Here is a 17526-nt window from a genome sequence, read left to right on the forward strand (position 1 = left end):
CGCCACCACAGCTCCTTCACGTTCGCCGCCCTTCGGTCTAACGGAGGACGCGGCGGGGAAAAATCAACTCGTCAAACGGTTTAGCAAGCACAACGCTGCCGGCACCCTGCCGGCCGTCATCACATAGAATCGAGCCTCCATGGATACCCTCAACGATCTAAATGAGCGCGTCGACGCCTTCGTCGGCACCAGCTCCTTCGACACGCCTGCCGCGGCAAACGACCAAGCCCCCATCGATGTACCCGCCGAGGTTCACGAGGACATCGTCGCCTCGGTCGATTTCTCCGAGGTCGAGCTCGCAGACGAGTTCGCCGAGCCCCAGGTAGCCGTCACGCCCAACGGCCTGCTCCCTATGGAGCCCCTGCCCATCGACGGACGCCTGCGCAAGGCTGCCCTTCGCATGCCCGACGAGATCGAGGAGGCCAGCGGCTTCACGCTCTTCGGCCGCCGCATCAAATCGCTCATCTACACCACCGATGTCGCGGTTATCCGCAACTCCAACGCCGATGCCGTCTTTGCGGTCTACCCTTTCACGCCGCAGCCCGCCATTACGCAGGCGCTGCTGACCGTCGCCGAGTGCCCGGTCTTCGTAGGCGTGGGCGGTGGCACCACCACCGGTAAGCGTTCCGTGCAGATGGCAGCCGTCTCCGAGATGCAGGGCGCGGCGGGCTGCGTGGTCAACTCCCCCGCCACCGCCGAGATGGTCGAGCACATCACCAACATCGCCGACATCCCCGTCATCGCCACGGTCGTACGTTGCGACGACGATGCTCACGCCAAAGTGCGCGCCGGCGCCAAGATCCTCAACATCGCCGCTGGTAAGAACACGCCGCAGGTCCTGCGCGAGCTGCGCGAGCACTATCCCAACCTGCCGCTTATCGCGCCGGGCGGCAAGACGCCCGAGAGCATCCGTGAGACTATCGCCGCCGGCGCCAACGCCATCATCTGGACGCCGCCTTCGGCCCAGCAGCTACAGACCGACATGATGCAGCGTTATCGCAAGATGAAGGAAGACGCCACACCTGTCATCTCGCGCGACGATGTGCCCATTATCGACCAGGTCGCCGCCGCCGAGGTCAGCCAGGTCGAGAACATGAATCCCGACGTGCCGATTCCCGACGAGGTCATCGAGCGCGTCGCTTCGATCCACGAGCGCGTCGAGGAGCATCGCGCCAACCGCGGCCTCAAGCCGTCACTGCACGGCTTTTTCTTCCGCGGAAAGAAACGCTAACCGCAACAGCAAGGCCCGCCCCACAAACGTGAGGCGGGCCGTTTTCGTTTGAGCAATCATGCAGCGATGTGATGAGGCAATTAATCCACGCGCTTGTCGCCCATAAAGAAGAGCGCCACCGTACCAGGTCCGGTATGCGAGCCAATCAGAGTACCGATGTCATTGATCTCAATCTTGCCTTTAAGCTGCGGAATCTGTTCCTCGATCAGCGCCGCAACTGCCTCGGCATCCTCGCGACACGCCGAGTGCGACATGATGCACTTACCCGAATAATCCGCACCGTCCTGCACATGTGCCACCATGGTCTTAGCCATCTCGGAAATCGCGCGCTTCTTAGTGCGAATCTTCTCACGTGGCGACAGCCCACCTTCGCAATCGACCGTCATAAGCGGGCAAATCTTAAGCGCCGTGCCGATGATCGCGCTCGCGGCCGAAATGCGACCGCCGCGCAGGTAGCTCGACAGATCGGTCGAGAAGAACCAGTGGTGCAGGTTGAGCTTGTGCTCCTCGATCCAAGCGGCCGTCTCGTCGAGTGACGCCCCGCTATCGCGCACGTCGGCGGCATATTCCAGCAACAGGCCAAAGCCCGAAGACGCCGCCAGCGAATCGATGACGCGCACCTTGCCGCCCTGGGGATAGCGATCCGCGAGCATCTGCGCCGCAACGCAGGCCGATCCATACGTGCCCGAAATACCCGATGACAACGTCAGGTGCAGCACGTCTTTGCCCTCGGCAACAAACGGCTCCCAAAACTCCTCGTACTCACCCACGCTCACCTGAGACGTCTTGGGCATGGCGCCCGCGGCAATCTGGGCAAAAAACTTGTCCGGCGTAATCGACTGATACAGATCGTCCGTATAGACAACATCGTCGATCTCGTAATGAAAACACACGACAGGGATATTGCGCGACGCAAAGAACTCACGGGTTCGGTCGGCGGCGGATTCACAGGTCAGGACAAAATCACTCATATGAGGCTCCTTACTCATTGCTGCGCAAATTATCGCACAGTGAGCCTACATACGGTACATATGTCCACTATTTACCAAATCGAACCAAAAATAGCGAACATCTTTACCACCATCGTCTCCACCGGCCCCACGCATAAATATCTGAGAAAACACCCTCTGTCGTCTCCACTCAACCGCCATATCTACCTCCACTAAATCGATTTACCAAACCGTTCGGCTAACAATTCGGCTGCCCATCCCCAATCGAAACAAAAGCGGCGCATACTGATAAACGTTTTACGCTGTTTATCAGTTTTACCAGCCCTATCGGAAGGTGTTTCATGGTCGCATTCGATCGCAATCCGCAAGACTTCAAGTATCTGCGCCTGCTGTCGAGACAGTTTCCCACCGAGCAATCCGCGTTTACCGAGATCATCAACCTCTCGGCCATCCTCAACCTGCCCAAAGGCACTGAGCATTTTATGAGCGACGTGCATGGCGAGTACGAAGCCTTTATGCACATCCTCAACAACTGCTCGGGCGTCGTGCGCGAGCATGTCGACGAGATTTTTGGCGAGACGCTCTCCTTTGACGAGAAGGGCGAGCTGTGCACGCTCATCTACTACCCGCGCGAGAAGATCGAGCTGGTCCGCAGCCAGCGCGAGGACTCGCCCACCTGGTACAAGACGATGCTTGACCAACTCATTATGGTTGCCCGCTCGCTTTCGAGCCGTTATACGCGCTCCAAGGTGCGTAAGGCCATCCCACGCGATTACGCCTATATCATCGACGAGTTGTTGCACACGCACCCGGACGAGAACAACTATCGCGTGCGCTATCACGAGCGCATCGTGGAGTCCATCCTGGAGACCGCAAGCGCCGACGACTTTATCGAGTCGCTTGCCTCGCTCATCAAGCGCCTGGCCGTCGACCACCTGCACCTGGTGGGCGACATCTTCGACCGCGGTGGCGGCGCGGCCAAGATTATGGACCGCCTGCTCACCTACCATTCACTCGACATCCAGTGGGGCAACCACGACCTGCTGTGGATGGGCGCTGCGGCCGGTGAGCCCGCCTGCATCGCCACGGTGCTGCGCAACAACCTACGCTACGACAACTACGAGATCCTGGAGAACGACTACGGCATCTCGCTGCGTGAGCTTGTCGCCTTTGCCGATGCCACCTACACCGCCGGTGAGTCCATCACCCCGCTGATCAAGGCCATCAACGTGCTGCTCTTTAAGCTCGAGGGTCAGATTATCCAGCGCCATCCCGAGTTCGACATGACCGACCGCCTGTTACTCGACAAGATCGACCACGACACCGGCACGGTCACGCTCGCCGACGGCAGCGTGTGGCCGCTCACGACCAACGACTTCCCCACCGTCGACCCGACGGACCCCTATACGCTCACGCCCCAGGAGCAGCACATCATCGACAAGCTCGTGTCCGAGTTTGTCACCGCCGATCACCTGCATCGCCATATCGATTTCCTCTATTCCCACGGCTCGATATACAAGGTCGCCAACGGCAACCTGCTGTTCCATGGCTGCGTGCCGCTCAACGAAGACGGCACCTTTAGCAGCATGAACTGCCTGGGCACCTGGCACGCTGGCCGCGATTATCTCGATTTTTGCGACCACATCGCCCGCCGCGCCTGGCGCGTGGGCGACCGCGACGCTCTCGACTGGATGTGGTACCTGTGGATCGGCTTTAACTCACCCGCCAGCGGACGCCTGGTGCGCACCTTTGAGCGCGCCTATATCGCCGATAAGAGCACCTGGGTCGAGCCGATGGACCCGTACTTTACGCTTACCAAGTCGCCCTCGGTCTGCAATGACATCATGCGCGAGTTTGGCGTCGCGCCCATGGCATGCTCACCGACCGGTCACATCATCAACGGCCACACGCCCGTCAAGACCACCAAGGGCGAGCAGCCCATCCGCGCCGAGGGCAAGCTGCTGGTCATCGATGGCGGCTTCTGCCGCGCCTACCACCCCAAGACGGGTATCGCCGGCTATACGCTCATCTCGAGCTCGCGCGGCTGCCGCCTCAAGTCGCACCGGGCCTTTACGACGGTTGCCGAGGCACTCACGCGCAACGTGGACATCGAAAGCGAGACCAACCGTTTTGACCAAGCAGACCGTCGCCGCATGGTGAGCGACACCGATTCCGGAGCCAAGATCCGCAGCCAGATCCAAGACCTGCGCCAGCTGCTCGATGCATATAGAAACGGTGCTATCGAGGAGCGCGCCTAGCACCACCCGTGGGGATTGGCTAAACTTGCTGAGTTTATCATCCCCACGGCGTCCCGGCGCCACCCTAAGGCAGGTACCATGCAGAAGCTCCTTGCGCAGATCATGAAGTTTGGCGTCGTCGGCATCGTCGCCACGGTCATCGACTTTGGCATCATGAATCTGCTCCACTACGGTCTGGGCCTTAACATCCTAATCGCCAACACCAGCGGCTTTATCATCTCACTCATCTTTAATTACGTCGCCAGCATGAAGTACGTGTTTGCGCACAAGGAAGGCATGAGCCGCCGCCGCGAGTTCATTATCTTTGTCGTGCTGTCCGTGATCGGCCTGGCACTCAACGACGGTATCGTGTTGACACTCAACGCCGGCCTGGGACTCGAGGCCAATATCGCCAAGATCTGCGCCACCGCGCTTGTCATGGTCTACAACTTTGTGACCCGAAAGATCTTCCTGGAAGGCGATGAGACCAAGTAACTCGCAACCTTACAGCTTTACAATGCCCACGGATGACGCGCGTCAAGCGCTGTGTTGTTCGTGGGCTTTGCTCGTTTACGGGCAAATTTTCAACGTTTGCGGATTAGCTCTTGAAAATTTGGCGAGTTCGTATAGTTCTTGGCAAAGACCTTACGCTTCCCTTGCAAAAGCTCTAAAGTATCCTCTGCTCGATTCATCAACGCATTGGATGTGATTACGTGCGCAAGGCACTGGCACAACCTCATACCAAGCAGTTCCTCAAGTTCGCTGTCGTGGGTCTTATCTCCTTTGGCATCGACTGGGGTATGCTCATTGCGCTTGTCGAGCTGTTTCACCTCGACTTTTTGATGAGCACCACGGTCTCGTTTACCACGTCCGTCGTGGTCAACTACTGGCTCAGCATGAAGTACGTGTTCGACCACCGCGAGGGCATGAGCCGCAAGCGCGAGTTCACGATCTTCACCATCCTGTCGGTGATCGGCCTGGGCCTCAACGACCTATACATGTTTGTGGGCGTCACGTTTTTGAGCATCGGCTACCAGGCCATGAAGGCCATCGCCACGTTCCTCGTCACCTGGTACAACTACTTCAGCCGCCGCTTCTTCCTCGAGGGCGCACGGTCGTAGTCGATTCATTATTTGCTTGAATGTATAACCGGTTGGAATTCCCGTTCCAACCGGTTTTTTGTTTGCCGAGAGACCCGGCGACCCAATCCCATTCGCATGAAAAACGGGCGGCCCGGATGTTTGTCCGAACCGCCCGTCTGGCGCGCTATGTCGAGGCCTCTAGCCTGTAACGTAATACCAGACCACGTTGTCGCCGTTGGAGAGAACGTAGTTGCTGCAGGCCGTCATGGGCGTTGTGCCGTTGACGGAGTACATCCAGCCGCTCGTACCGCCGTACTGTTTCTCGGCCAAACCACCAATCGCGGAGACATACGTGCCGTACGACGAGCCATGTGCGTTGACAGAAAGGCCCAGCGCGCACAGGGCATCGTAGACGGTAGCGCCTTCGTTAAAGGTAAAGGTGCCACCAGAAGACACAGGATTGCCCACAGCGCTCGATGTGACCGAAACCGTCACTGTTACGTAGCTGGACTCCTGCGAGCCGCTCTGGCCGCCCGAGGAGGCGTTTCCACCATTAGAGGATGAAACTCCATCAGACGACTGGCCACCGCCCGAAGAAGCACCGCCAGACGCATTGGAAGTATCACCGGCTCCCGTATTTTGGGCAGCGGATTTATCGCCAGACTTCTTGCCGTCCTGGTCCTCGGACTTCTTGTTATCCGAGTTCTTGTCCGATTCCTTGTTTGAAGACTCGGAATCGTCCTTGGACTTGGACTCATCAGAATGCTTGGACTCATCTTTTGCGTCATTCGATGACTTGGAATCCTTGGAACTGGCCTCGCCCGAAGCGGCAGACGAGCCAGACGCCTTGGTGTCCTTGGTGACGACGCTCTCCCCCGTCACGGCCTGAATGATCCAGTCGATAGACCAGGCACCGCTTGCGGAAGGATGGACGAAACCCAGCGAGACGACGATCAGAATGGTGCACGCGGCAGTCAGAACGCCGAGGAGCGCCTTGCGGCGAGGGGCGGACGCCGCCGAAGCGGCGCCCTGTTGCTTTGCATCGTCAAGCTGGATAAACGAGGAGTCAGGCTGTTGCCCGTTGGTCTCCTTGGGCTTATCGGGCATTACCGTCACCCTTGCCGCGCTTGGTCAGCACGAAGACAGCGATGAGCGCAAGGCCAATCACGCCGGCGGCGATGCCAACGATGGCGAGCGGGTTGGTGCCAGTCTCCTGCTCGGAAGCACTAGAGGACTTCTTAGCAGTGGTCGTGGAAGCAGCACCCGTATCGGACTTGGAATCGGACTTCTTGTCGGACTTGCTGTCCTTCTTGTCAGACTTCTTCTCGTCCTTCTTATCGGACTTATCGGAGTCCTTCTTGTCGGACTTGTTGTCCTTGGTCTCGGTCTTGGTCGACACCGTCGTCTTGGTCACCGGCTTCTGACCCGGGGCGATAGCGCCGCCGGCCTGCTGGCCCTTCGTGCCGGAGCCGGAACCCGCGCCAGTGCCAGTGCCAGTGCCAGCGCCAGCGCCGGAACCGTTGCCAGCGCCACCGTTGCCACCATTAGTGCCAGAACCGCCATTGCCGCCAGGGTTAACGGCATTCTTGGTCCACTTGGCATACAGCGTCAGATCGGCCGTCACCGGCGTACTGAAGTCATACGCCTGCGTGCAAGCCTCATCGGTGAACCAACCGCCGAAAATGTAGCCATCGCGCGTCGGATCGGCCGGCTTGACCAGCTTGCCGTCGGCCGTAGCCACAAACTTAGTGTCGCAAGCAGACCCGCCGTTGGAATTAAAGGCAACCGTCCAAGACTCAACAGCCCCGAGCTTGAACAGCATGCCCGAATCATTGATGTAGTAGAGGTTGCCAGAAGCATCGGCAATGACCGGAGAGTCACAGTATTGGTAATGGCCGGCCGCATCATAAATCTGCGTCGCCTCTGCGTCGCCGAGCGTATAGCGATACACGCCACCACCAGCAGAGTAGTTGACGTAATCCTTGCTATCCGCGCTGTTCACGGTGAAGTACACGTAGGTCTTGCCGCCCTGAACACTCACCAGCGGAGTAGCAGCAATACCGTTGAGGCCAGCCGGCAGCGCCTTGCCGTCGGCAGCAGCGACCATCGTGGTCTTACCCGTCTTCAGGTTATAGAGAACCAGAGCAGAGCCCTTAGCCGTCTGTCCGCCGACAATCAGATTGTCACCAGACACCGCAGGGGCGCTCAGATTATTCGTAAGGCCCAGATCAACCGTCTTCTGTTCACTCAGCACGCCCTTTGCCGAAAGCGAAATCACATGGAGCTTTCCGTCGTGCGTCATCTGATAGAAGGTCGAACCATTGGACGGATCGGCAATGCAATCGGCATTTGCGACAGCGCCGAGCTTCATGGTCGAAACGACATCGCCCGTCGTCTTATCAATGCACTTAAGCGTGCCCGCGCTCGTAGGAACAATGGCGTACTTATCCGTCAGCGCAGCGCCAGTCCAATAATAGCCCTCGGAGGGGTCAATGTTCTGCCAAGAAACTTCGCCCGTGGCAATCTTGATACGCTTCAGGGAACCGTTGCCGTAGGTCGCGTTGTAGTTCTCGTCATACGAAATATCGACCGTACCAACATAGACGTACTCGCCGTCCGAAATCACGGTGCAGGAGCTCTGCGTCAAGTCCGTCAAACCAGGCGTCAGCCACTTGCAGATCAGCTTGTCCGCAGTAATCGCCTGGACCGCACCGCCGTTGAGCGGAACGATGATAAGGCCGTTGGTATAGATCGGACGAGAGGTGTAGCTCACCTTGGAGGCAAGCGGCGCAGAGGCAACCTTTTTGCCCGTGGACGAGTCGATCTTAATGAGCTCGTTCTCGGTCGCGATGTACACAAAACCGTTAGCAATGACAGGCTCGCTGCAGTTGGCATACTGCTGGCCAGACTCGGCCTTCCAATCGAAGGCCCACTTAAGACCGGCGGCCTGCGCAGGCGTCTTGGCATCCGTTACGGTCGAACCGTTGCCACTGTTGCCGTAGCCGGCCCACTCGGCATCCCAATCAGGAGTCGTCGCACTCGGGTCCACGACAATCTTGTCGGGATCGGGCATGGCCGAATCGTCGGTGGTATAGGCAAGCGTAACCTTATCGCCGCTCTTGAGCGTAATCTGATTGGCGCAGAGTAAGGAGGGCTCTCCATTGATATACAGGTGCCAATATTTATTGGTCGCAGCATCCCATACATACGGCTTGTGATCGAACGGCGAAGTAATGGAATTCAGGAACCAATATGCACCGCTCTGGGAGGCGTTGTACGTAACGCCCTTCGCCTTCAGAACCGTCTCAATAAGGTCCTGGGCCGTAGAGCCTTCGGGCAGAGAAACATTGCTTGCCGAGCCCCAGCGAGTATTGTTGCCGTTGACATCGGGACCGATAACATCGACGGACCCAAGAACCTGACCGGGGAGAGCATCGGCGTCAGCACCATACATAAAGGTGACGGCGTCACCCTCCTGGAGCTTGTAGGCACCGGCGCCAACGTCGGCGAACTTGCCATTTACGTAGAAGCGCCAATAGCTATTGGTCGCAGCATCCCAGCCATAGGACTTACCATCGAACGGCGAATAAATGCCGTTGAGGAACCAGCCCCAAGACGATTCGCTAGCATCGAGCTTAAGGCCGGTCTGCTCAAGGAGATCCTTGGCAGTAGAGCCCGCCTTGAGACTCGTCTGGCCCGTCGAGGCCCACACCTGCTGCTTGCCGTCCTTGTCCTTACCGAGGACCTGAACGGACGCATGGACGGAATCAGAGGGCAACTGGTCGCCCCAACCACCGTAGAACCACGTAACGGTATCGCCAGTATGAATGGTGACATTGTCCGCCGTGTAGTCGCTCGACTTGCCGTTGATGAACAGCTGCCAATAGGTCGAATAATCGAGCGGCGTACCCAGCTCAACGCCGTTGTACTTAAGGCTCAGAATGAAGGAGCCCGCAGCAACGGCGTCGATGTCATTCGCCTCGAGCGCGACCTTCGTAAGGTCAAGTGCGCTCGAGCCGGACGTCACCACATACTGCGCGTTATCGACCCAAGTCTGAGTCTTGCCCTGGGCATCGCGACCAATGACGGTCACATTTGCGGAAACCTGGTCCTTAACGACAGGGGACGCGCTACCAGCCGTATAGGCAAACTCAATCTTCTGCCCCTGGGTGAGCTTGACGCTGCTCGCGCCAACCGAGGAAGACGCGCCGTCGACGAACAGCTGCCAGAAGGCATAAGTCGTCGGATCGTAGGCAAGCGTGCGGCCATCGCTCGGGGATGTGATGCTTTTGAGGTAGAACCCGTATGCCGTGTTCGGATCGTAGTCCGCCTTGAAGCCCGTCTTCTCCTGCAGCTTAATAAAGGCATCCGCAGCCGTCGCGCCCTCGTCGAGCTTGAGCTGCGTAGGCGCCACCCAGGTCTGAGCCTTGCCGTCGGCATCGGTGCCGATAATCGAGAACGAGACCTCGACTTGCTTCTTGGCGACATCGCCGGTTTCTGTCGGGCTCTCCGTCTGGACGGCAGCCGCGGCGGCAGATCCTGCGTGGCCAGCGGATACCGTCGAAGACTGCTCGCTCGCGGCAGGGTTCTCCCCCGTCGCCGAACCTTCGTCGCCAGCTGCCGCCCCTGTTGTGGCGGCACTAGCTGCGGGCGCGCTCCCAGAATCCGAAGCCTCGGCGTTGCCCTGGTCGGCAGCACCATCCGCGGCCACCGTGCCCTCACTCGGCGTCGTAGCCTGAGCCACAGCCTCGGCAATGCCCTCGGCGCCCTCGGCCCACAGCTGAGCCGGCGTGGTGCCAAAGGCCATCGCGAAGGCCAGGAATGCCACCAGGCCGCGCTTGGCTACGCCGCGCGCAATTGCGCCACGGCGATGCGAGACGCGCTGACGCTCGTCCACAAACATATCCATTTGTCTCCCATTGTCTGTACTTGGAGCGTTGCCTTGAGGCTGCCCCACGACATCGCGCATGTTGCGCTCGAGTTCCCCCATCGGGATCTCTCTTCCCTCCAGAGCCCTATGCACACCGACAGCATACGCCGCAGCCGCATGCAAGATGGGAGGCGATCCGACTTAACCTTAACGGCTCAGGCGCGCCGTCCGATCTGCGACGCGAACATCCCGAGCCAAGAGGAATTACGGTTACTGGTACAGCCGGGGACTTGCACCCCGATTCTCCCAAACGCGCAGGAAAACCGCGCATTTGTGCGTCTCCGCACCACCATCTAGGCCATCGATTATTACCGTCAGTATGGTATCACGCAAAAGGGCCTCGCACGCAGGCGAAGCCCAAGGTAAAAGCTATTGTTTGCGATAGGAAAATACGGTGACGGTCGCAGCCTCTAGTGCTTGCCGCCGTGACTGTTGAGCCAGATATTGCGGCCTAGCATAAGTGCCAGCACCAGCGCGCTCACGTAGCCCAAAAAGCCAATGACCGGAATGCCGAACACAACCGGCTCGATGCGCGCGTAGTACACCACCGACGAACCGATAAACAGGCCGGCGATCACAATAGCCATCGACATGCGGTCGATAATCCCACCTAGCTGTCGCAGCGCCTTATCGCTGCTCATGATCTGCGTGTTCACCTTAAGCTGGCCGCGCGTGAGCATACGCGAAGCCAAGCCCAGATACTCGGCCGCCTCGAGCGAGCCTTTTGCCGCACGATAGCTGCTCGCGGCAAGATCGCGTCCCATATCACGTACGCGCGCATAGGTGCTCTTCTCGTTTTTGATGTGCGCCTGGATAATCTGAATCATGTTGACGTTGGGCATATACTCGGTCAGCAAACCCTCGAGCGTCACCATGCCGCGGGCGAACATCGTCACCACGCTCGGCAGCTCAACATCATTCTTACGCGCGAGGTTTAACAGCGAGGTCAAAAACTCGCCGATATCCAAATCCTTCAGGTCAAGGCCCGCAAAGTCAGCCACGATAAAGTCAAGATCGGACAAAAACGCTGAATGATCGAGCTCTGCCGAGTCGCCACGCGTCACGGCGAAGCGCATGAGCGAATCCTTGAGCTTGGGCACGTCACCCTCGGCCACGGCGAAAATCATGTCCTTGACGATACCGCGATCGTGACTCGACATGCGTCCGACCATGCCTAAGTCGATAAAGTAAACGATGCCGTCCTTGAGAATAATGTTTCCCGCATGCGGGTCGGCATGGAAAAAGCCGTCGTCGAGCACCTGCGTCGAGTAGTCCTCGACAATCGCGGCACCGATCTTTTCCAAGTCATAGCCCTCGGCCACCAAGCGTTCAGGATCGGCGATCGAAATGCCGTCGACGTAGTCCATAACCACCACGTGCTCGGTGCACAAGTCCAGATAGGATTTAGGGCACGTCACGCCATGAACGCTCTTATGGAACTCGTAGAAGTCGTTGAGGTTTTTGGCCTCGGCCAAAAAGTTGGTCTCCTCGCGAAACGAGGTCCACAACTCCTCGACTACGCCGTGCAGGTCAACAAATTGATCGGTGTTGACGAACTTGGAAACGATACGCACCACCGAGCGGATGATATCGATGTCCTGTGCCATAACCTGCTGCGCACCGGGGCGCTGCACCTTGACGGCCACGTCCTCGCCCGTCACCAGACGAGCGCGGTGCACCTGCGCGAGCGATGCGCTACCAAGCGGATTGGGGTCGATCGCATCGAACATCTCCCCCAGGCGCAGGCCGTATTCTTCTTCCAGACAACTGAGTACGACCTCGTACGGCACAGGCTCCACGTCGGAGCGCAGACGACGCAGCTCGTCGCAAAAGCGTTGCGGCAGAATCTCGGACCGGTTGGCCAGAATCTGCCCCATCTTGACGAACATGGGGCCGAGTTCCTCGAGCAGGCGGCGCAAACGAACCGGCGTGAGGTTGTCCCACACGCGGTACTTTTTGACCAGGCGAACAATCTGCCCGATGCGCTCGCGGCGACCCGCCGGCGTGAGCTGGTATTCCTCGTCCGGCGCCATCGCGTCGGGCTCCTCAGGCACCATATCGACAGCGCGCGGCTTCTTGCGAGCGCCCGAGACGGCGGCATCGACCTCATCGACAACCGCCGCCTCGTCACCCAAGGGATCTAGATTGTTGTAATCGGTGGTGGAATCTGCCATCTGCGCTGCTACTCGGCCTCTTCGGTATCCTTCGCATCGTCGGGCTCAACGGACTCGACGGGCACCGAGGTCACGTTGTCCTCGACCGAATCGACGATGTCGCGCACATGGGCCAGGAAGGCCGTACGCTCGGGGGCAGTCATGACGCGGACGCGAGCCAGAATGAGCTCGTCGAGCACGCGCTGGGCCGCGGTCTCGCCCTGCATGCCCAGACGCTCGGTCAGGTCGGAGATGGTGCCACCGGCCTGCTCGAACATGTCGGACACACTGCGGGCGATATCGGGGGCGCCTGCGTCCTTGCGCACCTGCTCACCCTTGGTATTGAGGTCGTCGAGGACCTTCTTGCTACCCTCGACGGCAACAGCGGCGGCGCCGAAGCCCACGTTGATGGCGCCGTTAACAAGCTGATCGAGTTTCATAACCATGGTTGTCTCCAATCACAAACAACTGCATTGGCGTTCTTGTACCCAAGATTGAGTGAAAGCGACAAAGCGTTTTAGCGCTATTCAATCGACGGGAAATCCCTATCTCACGTTGTCGTTCATCGCGAAAGAGTTCTTCATGGCGCAGCTCGTGGTGTAGAGCACCTTGCCCAGTAAAGCATCGGTCTCTACGCGAACACGCTCGGCAAACTCCTCGTTGGCGCGTGCAAGCTCGGCGGGCACCTCGGCCTCGGGCAGAGCGGCTACGACAGCGTCGACGTCATGGATCTGCTTGTGGCCCATGCCACCGACCTTCTCCTGGTAGTCCTCCACGGCGCGGCCGCACTCATGGAAGCGGACGTCAGCCAGCGCGCCGATCAGGCGGTTGGCCCAGTAGAAGTTTTCGGACGTCACGCGAGCCTGCGTGTCGGCATAGTACTCGGGCATGGTCTCGACGTTGGCGTACAGCGGAACCAGCGCGTTAAACGAGTTGGAGCCAAAGGCCATCCACTGCACGGCGCGGTAGGCCGGCTGCGCATAGGGGCGCAGCTGCAGCACGGCGAGCTGGCTGTTGCGGTTGATGCCGATGGGGCGATAAGCGCCGCGCGTGGCGGGCGTGCCCTTGCTGCCGTAGCAGTCGTACTCCGTGCCCTGGTAGTGGCTCGAAAGCACGTACTTGATGTCCTCGATGGTCACCTTGCGCTCGGGCACGCGGCTCCAGGGGATATCGTCGCTCTCGGGCGTGTAGTCGGCGTCGGGGCCATCCCACACGTCGCTGGGGTTGAGGCAGCGCTGCATGTACCAGGCGCGCGGCGTGTTGTAGACATGGTCGCTGTCGCTGTGCGAGCCAAAGGCCTCGCGCGGGTTGAAGACCGTCGCCGAACCGTCGCCCTCAACGCCCAGCGTCAGGTCCAGATGCCACTCGGCCATCCAGGCGCGCAGGTCGGCGGAGCACATGTGGTCGGCCTGGGCGCCCTCGGCGTCATCCAGGTCAAAGCTGTCGATGCCCAGCTGGTTGGGCATGGTCACATAGGCGTCATCGGGCACGCGCTTGGCGATCCAGTGGTGGCCGCCGATGGTCTCGAGCCACCAGATCTCGTCCACGTCGCTAAAGGCGATGCCGTTGTTCTCGTAGGTGCCATAGCGCTCGAGCAGGTCACCTAGAATGCGTACGCCATCGCGGGCGGATTTGGCATATGGCAGCACCAGGGTCACCATGTCCTCCTCGCCCAGACCGCCGGGCTGCGCCGGAACATAGCCGTCCTCGCCCTCGTTGCCCTTGGCGGGCACGTAGTCGACGAGCGGGTCGGCGCCGCGAACGCGCTCGTTGGTGGTGAGCGTCTCGGTTGCGGACATGCCCACATTGAGCTCGTTGAAACCGGCCTCGGCCCAGATGCCGTGGCCCGGAACAACATCGGGGACGCTCGTGTAGCGCATGGGGTTATCGGGCAGTTCAACGGTCAGGTGACTCAGGACGCTCGTGTAGACGCGCGGCTGCTCGTCGGGATGCACCACGCGCATACGCTTGGGCTCAAACACCCCGTTGGACGAGTCCTCGTTGCGGGCAACCAACGTCGACCCGTCGTAGCTCGCGTTCTTACCAACCAAAATCGTTGTGCACGGCATGCGCATCCTCCTTGAGCGAAGAAATCAAACGATAACAGTGTATCGCTTCGGCGCAGAAAGGGCGAAACCGCGGCGCTGGCAACCCCTGTGGTCAAAAAATGCCAAATGTGAGTACTGTCACCAATTTAGTAACATCAATTTTGCTACGTATGGGTGCCAAAAGTCTACATTTGTTCAAAAATTAGATGATGTAATTCCTCATAGGTCCAATAAAATAGGCTCTTTATCGATAATAAATATCGTTAGAGAGCCTATTTGACCTAAAGAATATGTGACTATCTTGGCAACAGTACTCATATTTGGCATTTTTTGTCCACGGGGTATAGAGCTAACCCCTCAAACAGCCCAAAACGCCTATTTCGATGCGCGCTCGGCCGCCTCGATCACGTGTTTGGCGAGGATCGCCGTCGTCACAGCGCCCACGCCGCCCGGCACGGGCGTGATGGCGTTAACGACCGGCTCCGCAGCATCAGAATCGACGTCACCCACCAACTTGCCAGCGGCCTCGTCCCAATTAATGCCAACATCAATGATCGTCTGGCCCTCTCGAACCGCATCCACGTCAATCGTACGCGCGCGTCCAACGGCGGCAACCACAATGTCGGCAGCACGGCACTCGGCAGCAAGGTTGTGCGTATGCGTATGGCACGTCGTCACTGTGGCATTGCGAGCCGTAAGCATGGCGGCAACGGGACGGCCAATCACCAGCGACCGACCAACGACCGCGACCTTGGCCCCATCCAGCTCAACGCCGTAATGATCCAGCAAAGCAAGCACGGCTTCGGCTGTGCAGGGGGCAAAACCCTCGCCGCGCCCCGAAAGCGTGGTGAGCAGCGAAGCCGGCGTCATGGAGTCAACGTCCTTGGCAGGATCGAGTGCCGCGGCAACCGCGTCCTCGTCAAGGCCGGCGGGCAGCGGGCGGAACATCAGGCAGCCATGAACAGACGAATCGGTATTGATGTCCTCGATGGCCGCCAACAGCTCGTCCTGCGAAACATCGGCGGGAAGCAAAACGCGGCGAGCCTCAATGCCAACCTTTTCGCAGCGCTTGAGCGCACCGCGCTCGTAGGATAGGTCGTCCTCGCGTTCACCCACGCGCACGATAGCCAGCGTCGGCACAACGCCGCGCTCGCGCAAAGCCACGCAGCGAGCAGCAAGTTCCTCAGTCAAAGCGCGAGCAACGGGGGCACCCTTCAGCAGTTCAGCCATGGCTATCCCCTCTTCCTTGCGGCGTCGGCGGCGCGGCGCGCCAGCGCATCGGCGCGCGGCAACCACATGTCGAGCAACTCATCACACGCCGTCTCGAGTTCCTCAGCACGAGCGCGATCCTTCATAGACGTGGTGTTCGCAAAGAGCGTCAAGCTCGCGCCCTGCATAGCGGAACGGCAGAACACGGCGCCGCACGCCACATCGGACAGCAGCTGACGCGAACCCTTGTCGGCCATGTCCTCGAGCAGCGCCAGTGCACGCCCGCAGGCATCCATAATGCGATACGGCGGCATAGCGGCCACATGCAGCGCATCCTGAATCGCGGTCGCTCGAGCCGGATCGCCACGCGGAATACCGTACGCCGCGGACACCTGCCCATATGCACGAACGTCCTCGGCAACCAACTCGACAAGCTCCTGGGCCAACTCATCTGCCTGGGCAAATGCGCGCGTCAGGTCATCCGCGCGATCGGCAAGCGCAGGATTGGTCGCACCATAACGAGCGACCATTCCACAAAGCGAGGCGCCCAGCGCGCCCACAAAGGCGCTCGCGCTGCCACCGCCGGGAACCGGCTCGCGTGCGGCAAGTGCCTCGGCAAACTCTCGACAGGTTTTATCCATCATCTCTTGGCTCATACGCACGCACCTTCAAGTCATATACATCGGTCAGGCGGCAACCGCCGACCAACCGCATCGAACACGTAATGGTGCTAAGTCTAGCCCATAAGCACATGGGCGTCAGCGCACCTGGCCATCGCGGATTTCTATGACGAACGATAGGCCATGCCAACGCAAACATGGGACACATGGCCCACGTTTCGAGACTCCCGGGCAGCGGCAACTGGGGCATACATATAGGTAAGGAGCCCCATGTTGGGGCAACGCTCATCACGGCACCGGACGACGAATGGAGGAATCACCGCACAGCAAACAAAGTCATCATGTGCACGCGCAACCGCCGCCCCAGCGATCCGCGGCACACGATGTCCCTGGCAGACAAGGAGGACGCCACCATGAAGAAAAAGACCCTATCAATCCTTTCCCTTTGCATCGCCCTCTTTGCCGCATTTGCCCTTGTCGGCTGCGGCGGGAACGCATCGGGCGGGGGCAGCAGCGCATCCAAGAGCGAGGGCAAGGAAAAGGCCCCCGTCGCCAAGAAGACCGACTTTATCTGGTTTAAGGTCGAGATGCCCGAGGGCGTCGGCGTAAGCGACTCCGCCGGCAAGAATGCCGACAGGGTCCAGCTCACCTTCCCCGAAAACGAGAACGCCTCGGCCGATCGCTTTATCCCCGTTTGGAAAAAAGCGATGACAGCCGAGGAATCCCACGCCGACCAGGCAGAAAAGAAGGGGGATACGTTCCAGTGGAAGGATGGCGGGTCCGTCGAGTATAACGGCAGGACGTGGCTCGTCGGAACATACGAGGACAACAGCGGCATCTCAACCATGCTTTTTACCGACGTTGAGCCGGGAAGCGTCTACGTCCTCATCTCGAACTTCGACCAGCACAAGAAAGAAGCCGAGACGCTCCTCAACTCCATCGAGTTCCCCGATGACATGGCAGAGGCAGTTTCCGAGGCGCGCGAAGTCGAGATTTCGAGCATCGAGCTCAAGTAACGGGACACCCGCACGCGCCTACGCGCACCTGCGCACATGCGCCCCATTAA

General features: G+C 59.4%; 13 protein-coding genes. 5 read left to right on the forward strand and 8 right to left on the reverse strand.

Annotated elements, in window-relative coordinates:
• Positions 1-139: 139 nt before the first annotated feature.
• A complete protein-coding gene (locus AQ996_RS02885) occupies positions 140-1231 on the forward strand; it encodes a beta/alpha barrel domain-containing protein (protein WP_055250887.1) in 1092 nt (363 codons plus the stop codon).
• A gap of 80 nt (positions 1232-1311) precedes the next feature.
• Here the strand turns inward: AQ996_RS02885 and AQ996_RS02890 are convergent, their stop codons facing one another.
• Positions 1312-2202 (reverse strand): DegV family protein, encoded by an 891-nt coding sequence (locus AQ996_RS02890; protein ID WP_055250888.1) that lies wholly within the window; start codon positions 2200-2202, stop codon positions 1312-1314.
• Positions 2203-2522: 320 nt separating this feature from the next.
• On the opposite strand from AQ996_RS02890, the gene AQ996_RS02895 reads away from it, so the two are divergent.
• From AQ996_RS02895 to AQ996_RS02905, 3 genes are all read left to right on the forward strand, one after another.
• Complete coding sequence (locus AQ996_RS02895; protein ID WP_055250890.1) at positions 2523-4439, forward strand: fructose-bisphosphatase class III; 1917 nt, start codon at positions 2523-2525, stop codon at positions 4437-4439.
• 78 nt (positions 4440-4517) lie between these two features.
• A complete protein-coding gene (locus tag AQ996_RS02900) occupies positions 4518-4913 on the forward strand; it encodes a GtrA family protein (RefSeq protein WP_055250892.1) in 396 nt (131 codons plus the stop codon).
• A 218-nt stretch (positions 4914-5131) separates the two neighbouring features.
• The gene (locus AQ996_RS02905; protein ID WP_055250894.1) at positions 5132-5539 is read left to right on the forward strand and encodes a GtrA family protein; all 408 of its coding nucleotides are present in this window, start codon (positions 5132-5134) and stop codon (positions 5537-5539) included.
• 159 nt (positions 5540-5698) lie between these two features.
• Here AQ996_RS02905 and AQ996_RS02910 read toward each other — a convergent pair whose 3' ends face one another.
• The 7 genes from AQ996_RS02910 to AQ996_RS02945 form a co-directional block, all read right to left on the reverse strand.
• Positions 5699-6607 carry a DUF4430 domain-containing protein gene (locus AQ996_RS02910; RefSeq protein ID WP_055250896.1) on the reverse strand — a complete coding sequence of 303 codons (909 nt, stop codon included), beginning with the start codon at positions 6605-6607 and terminating at the stop codon, positions 5699-5701.
• Positions 6597-10409, reverse strand: coding sequence for a DUF4430 domain-containing protein (locus AQ996_RS02915; RefSeq protein ID WP_055250898.1), 3813 nt, complete (start codon positions 10407-10409; stop codon positions 6597-6599). Before AQ996_RS02915 ends, AQ996_RS02910 begins: the two co-directional genes overlap by 11 nt.
• A gap of 431 nt (positions 10410-10840) precedes the next feature.
• Entirely contained in the window at positions 10841-12604 is a 1764-nt protein-coding gene (locus AQ996_RS02925; protein ID WP_148315818.1) for an ABC1 kinase family protein, read from the reverse strand.
• Positions 12605-12612: 8 nt separating this feature from the next.
• Positions 12613-13029 carry a hypothetical protein gene (locus tag AQ996_RS02930; protein ID WP_055250902.1) on the reverse strand — a complete coding sequence of 139 codons (417 nt, stop codon included), beginning with the start codon at positions 13027-13029 and terminating at the stop codon, positions 12613-12615.
• Between the two features lie 99 nt (positions 13030-13128).
• Positions 13129-14652, reverse strand: coding sequence for a C69 family dipeptidase (locus AQ996_RS02935; RefSeq protein ID WP_055250904.1), 1524 nt, complete (start codon positions 14650-14652; stop codon positions 13129-13131).
• 354 nt (positions 14653-15006) lie between these two features.
• Entirely contained in the window at positions 15007-15861 is an 855-nt protein-coding gene (locus AQ996_RS02940; RefSeq protein WP_055250906.1) for a bifunctional 5,10-methylenetetrahydrofolate dehydrogenase/5,10-methenyltetrahydrofolate cyclohydrolase, read from the reverse strand.
• 2 nt (positions 15862-15863) lie between these two features.
• The gene (locus tag AQ996_RS02945) at positions 15864-16496 is read right to left on the reverse strand and encodes a cyclodeaminase/cyclohydrolase family protein (protein WP_055250908.1); all 633 of its coding nucleotides are present in this window, start codon (positions 16494-16496) and stop codon (positions 15864-15866) included.
• A gap of 377 nt (positions 16497-16873) precedes the next feature.
• On the opposite strand from AQ996_RS02945, the gene AQ996_RS02950 reads away from it, so the two are divergent.
• On the forward strand, positions 16874-17476 hold the full coding sequence (locus AQ996_RS02950; protein ID WP_147343536.1) for a hypothetical protein: 603 nt from the start codon (positions 16874-16876) through the stop codon (positions 17474-17476).
• Positions 17477-17526: the final 50 nt, after the last annotated feature.

The sequence above is a fragment of the Collinsella aerofaciens genome (assembly GCF_001404695.1).
Taxonomy (GTDB): domain Bacteria; phylum Actinomycetota; class Coriobacteriia; order Coriobacteriales; family Coriobacteriaceae; genus Collinsella; species Collinsella aerofaciens_E.

Coding starts and splice junctions, on each gene's coding strand:
- AQ996_RS02950 (WP_147343536.1), top strand. CDS start 16,874: ATGAAGAAAAAGACCCTATCAATCCTTTCCCTTTGCATCGCCCTCTTT.
- AQ996_RS02910 (WP_055250896.1), bottom strand. CDS start 6,607: ATGCCCGATAAGCCCAAGGAGACCAACGGGCAACAGCCTGACTCCTCG.
- AQ996_RS02900 (WP_055250892.1), top strand. CDS start 4,518: ATGCAGAAGCTCCTTGCGCAGATCATGAAGTTTGGCGTCGTCGGCATC.
- AQ996_RS02945 (WP_055250908.1), bottom strand. CDS start 16,496: ATGAGCCAAGAGATGATGGATAAAACCTGTCGAGAGTTTGCCGAGGCA.
- AQ996_RS02915 (WP_055250898.1), bottom strand. CDS start 10,409: ATGGATATGTTTGTGGACGAGCGTCAGCGCGTCTCGCATCGCCGTGGC.
- AQ996_RS02885 (WP_055250887.1), top strand. CDS start 140: ATGGATACCCTCAACGATCTAAATGAGCGCGTCGACGCCTTCGTCGGC.
- AQ996_RS02890 (WP_055250888.1), bottom strand. CDS start 2,202: ATGAGTGATTTTGTCCTGACCTGTGAATCCGCCGCCGACCGAACCCGT.
- AQ996_RS02895 (WP_055250890.1), top strand. CDS start 2,523: ATGGTCGCATTCGATCGCAATCCGCAAGACTTCAAGTATCTGCGCCTG.
- AQ996_RS02935 (WP_055250904.1), bottom strand. CDS start 14,652: ATGCCGTGCACAACGATTTTGGTTGGTAAGAACGCGAGCTACGACGGG.
- AQ996_RS02930 (WP_055250902.1), bottom strand. CDS start 13,029: ATGGTTATGAAACTCGATCAGCTTGTTAACGGCGCCATCAACGTGGGC.
- AQ996_RS02925 (WP_148315818.1), bottom strand. CDS start 12,604: ATGGCAGATTCCACCACCGATTACAACAATCTAGATCCCTTGGGTGAC.
- AQ996_RS02940 (WP_055250906.1), bottom strand. CDS start 15,861: ATGGCTGAACTGCTGAAGGGTGCCCCCGTTGCTCGCGCTTTGACTGAG.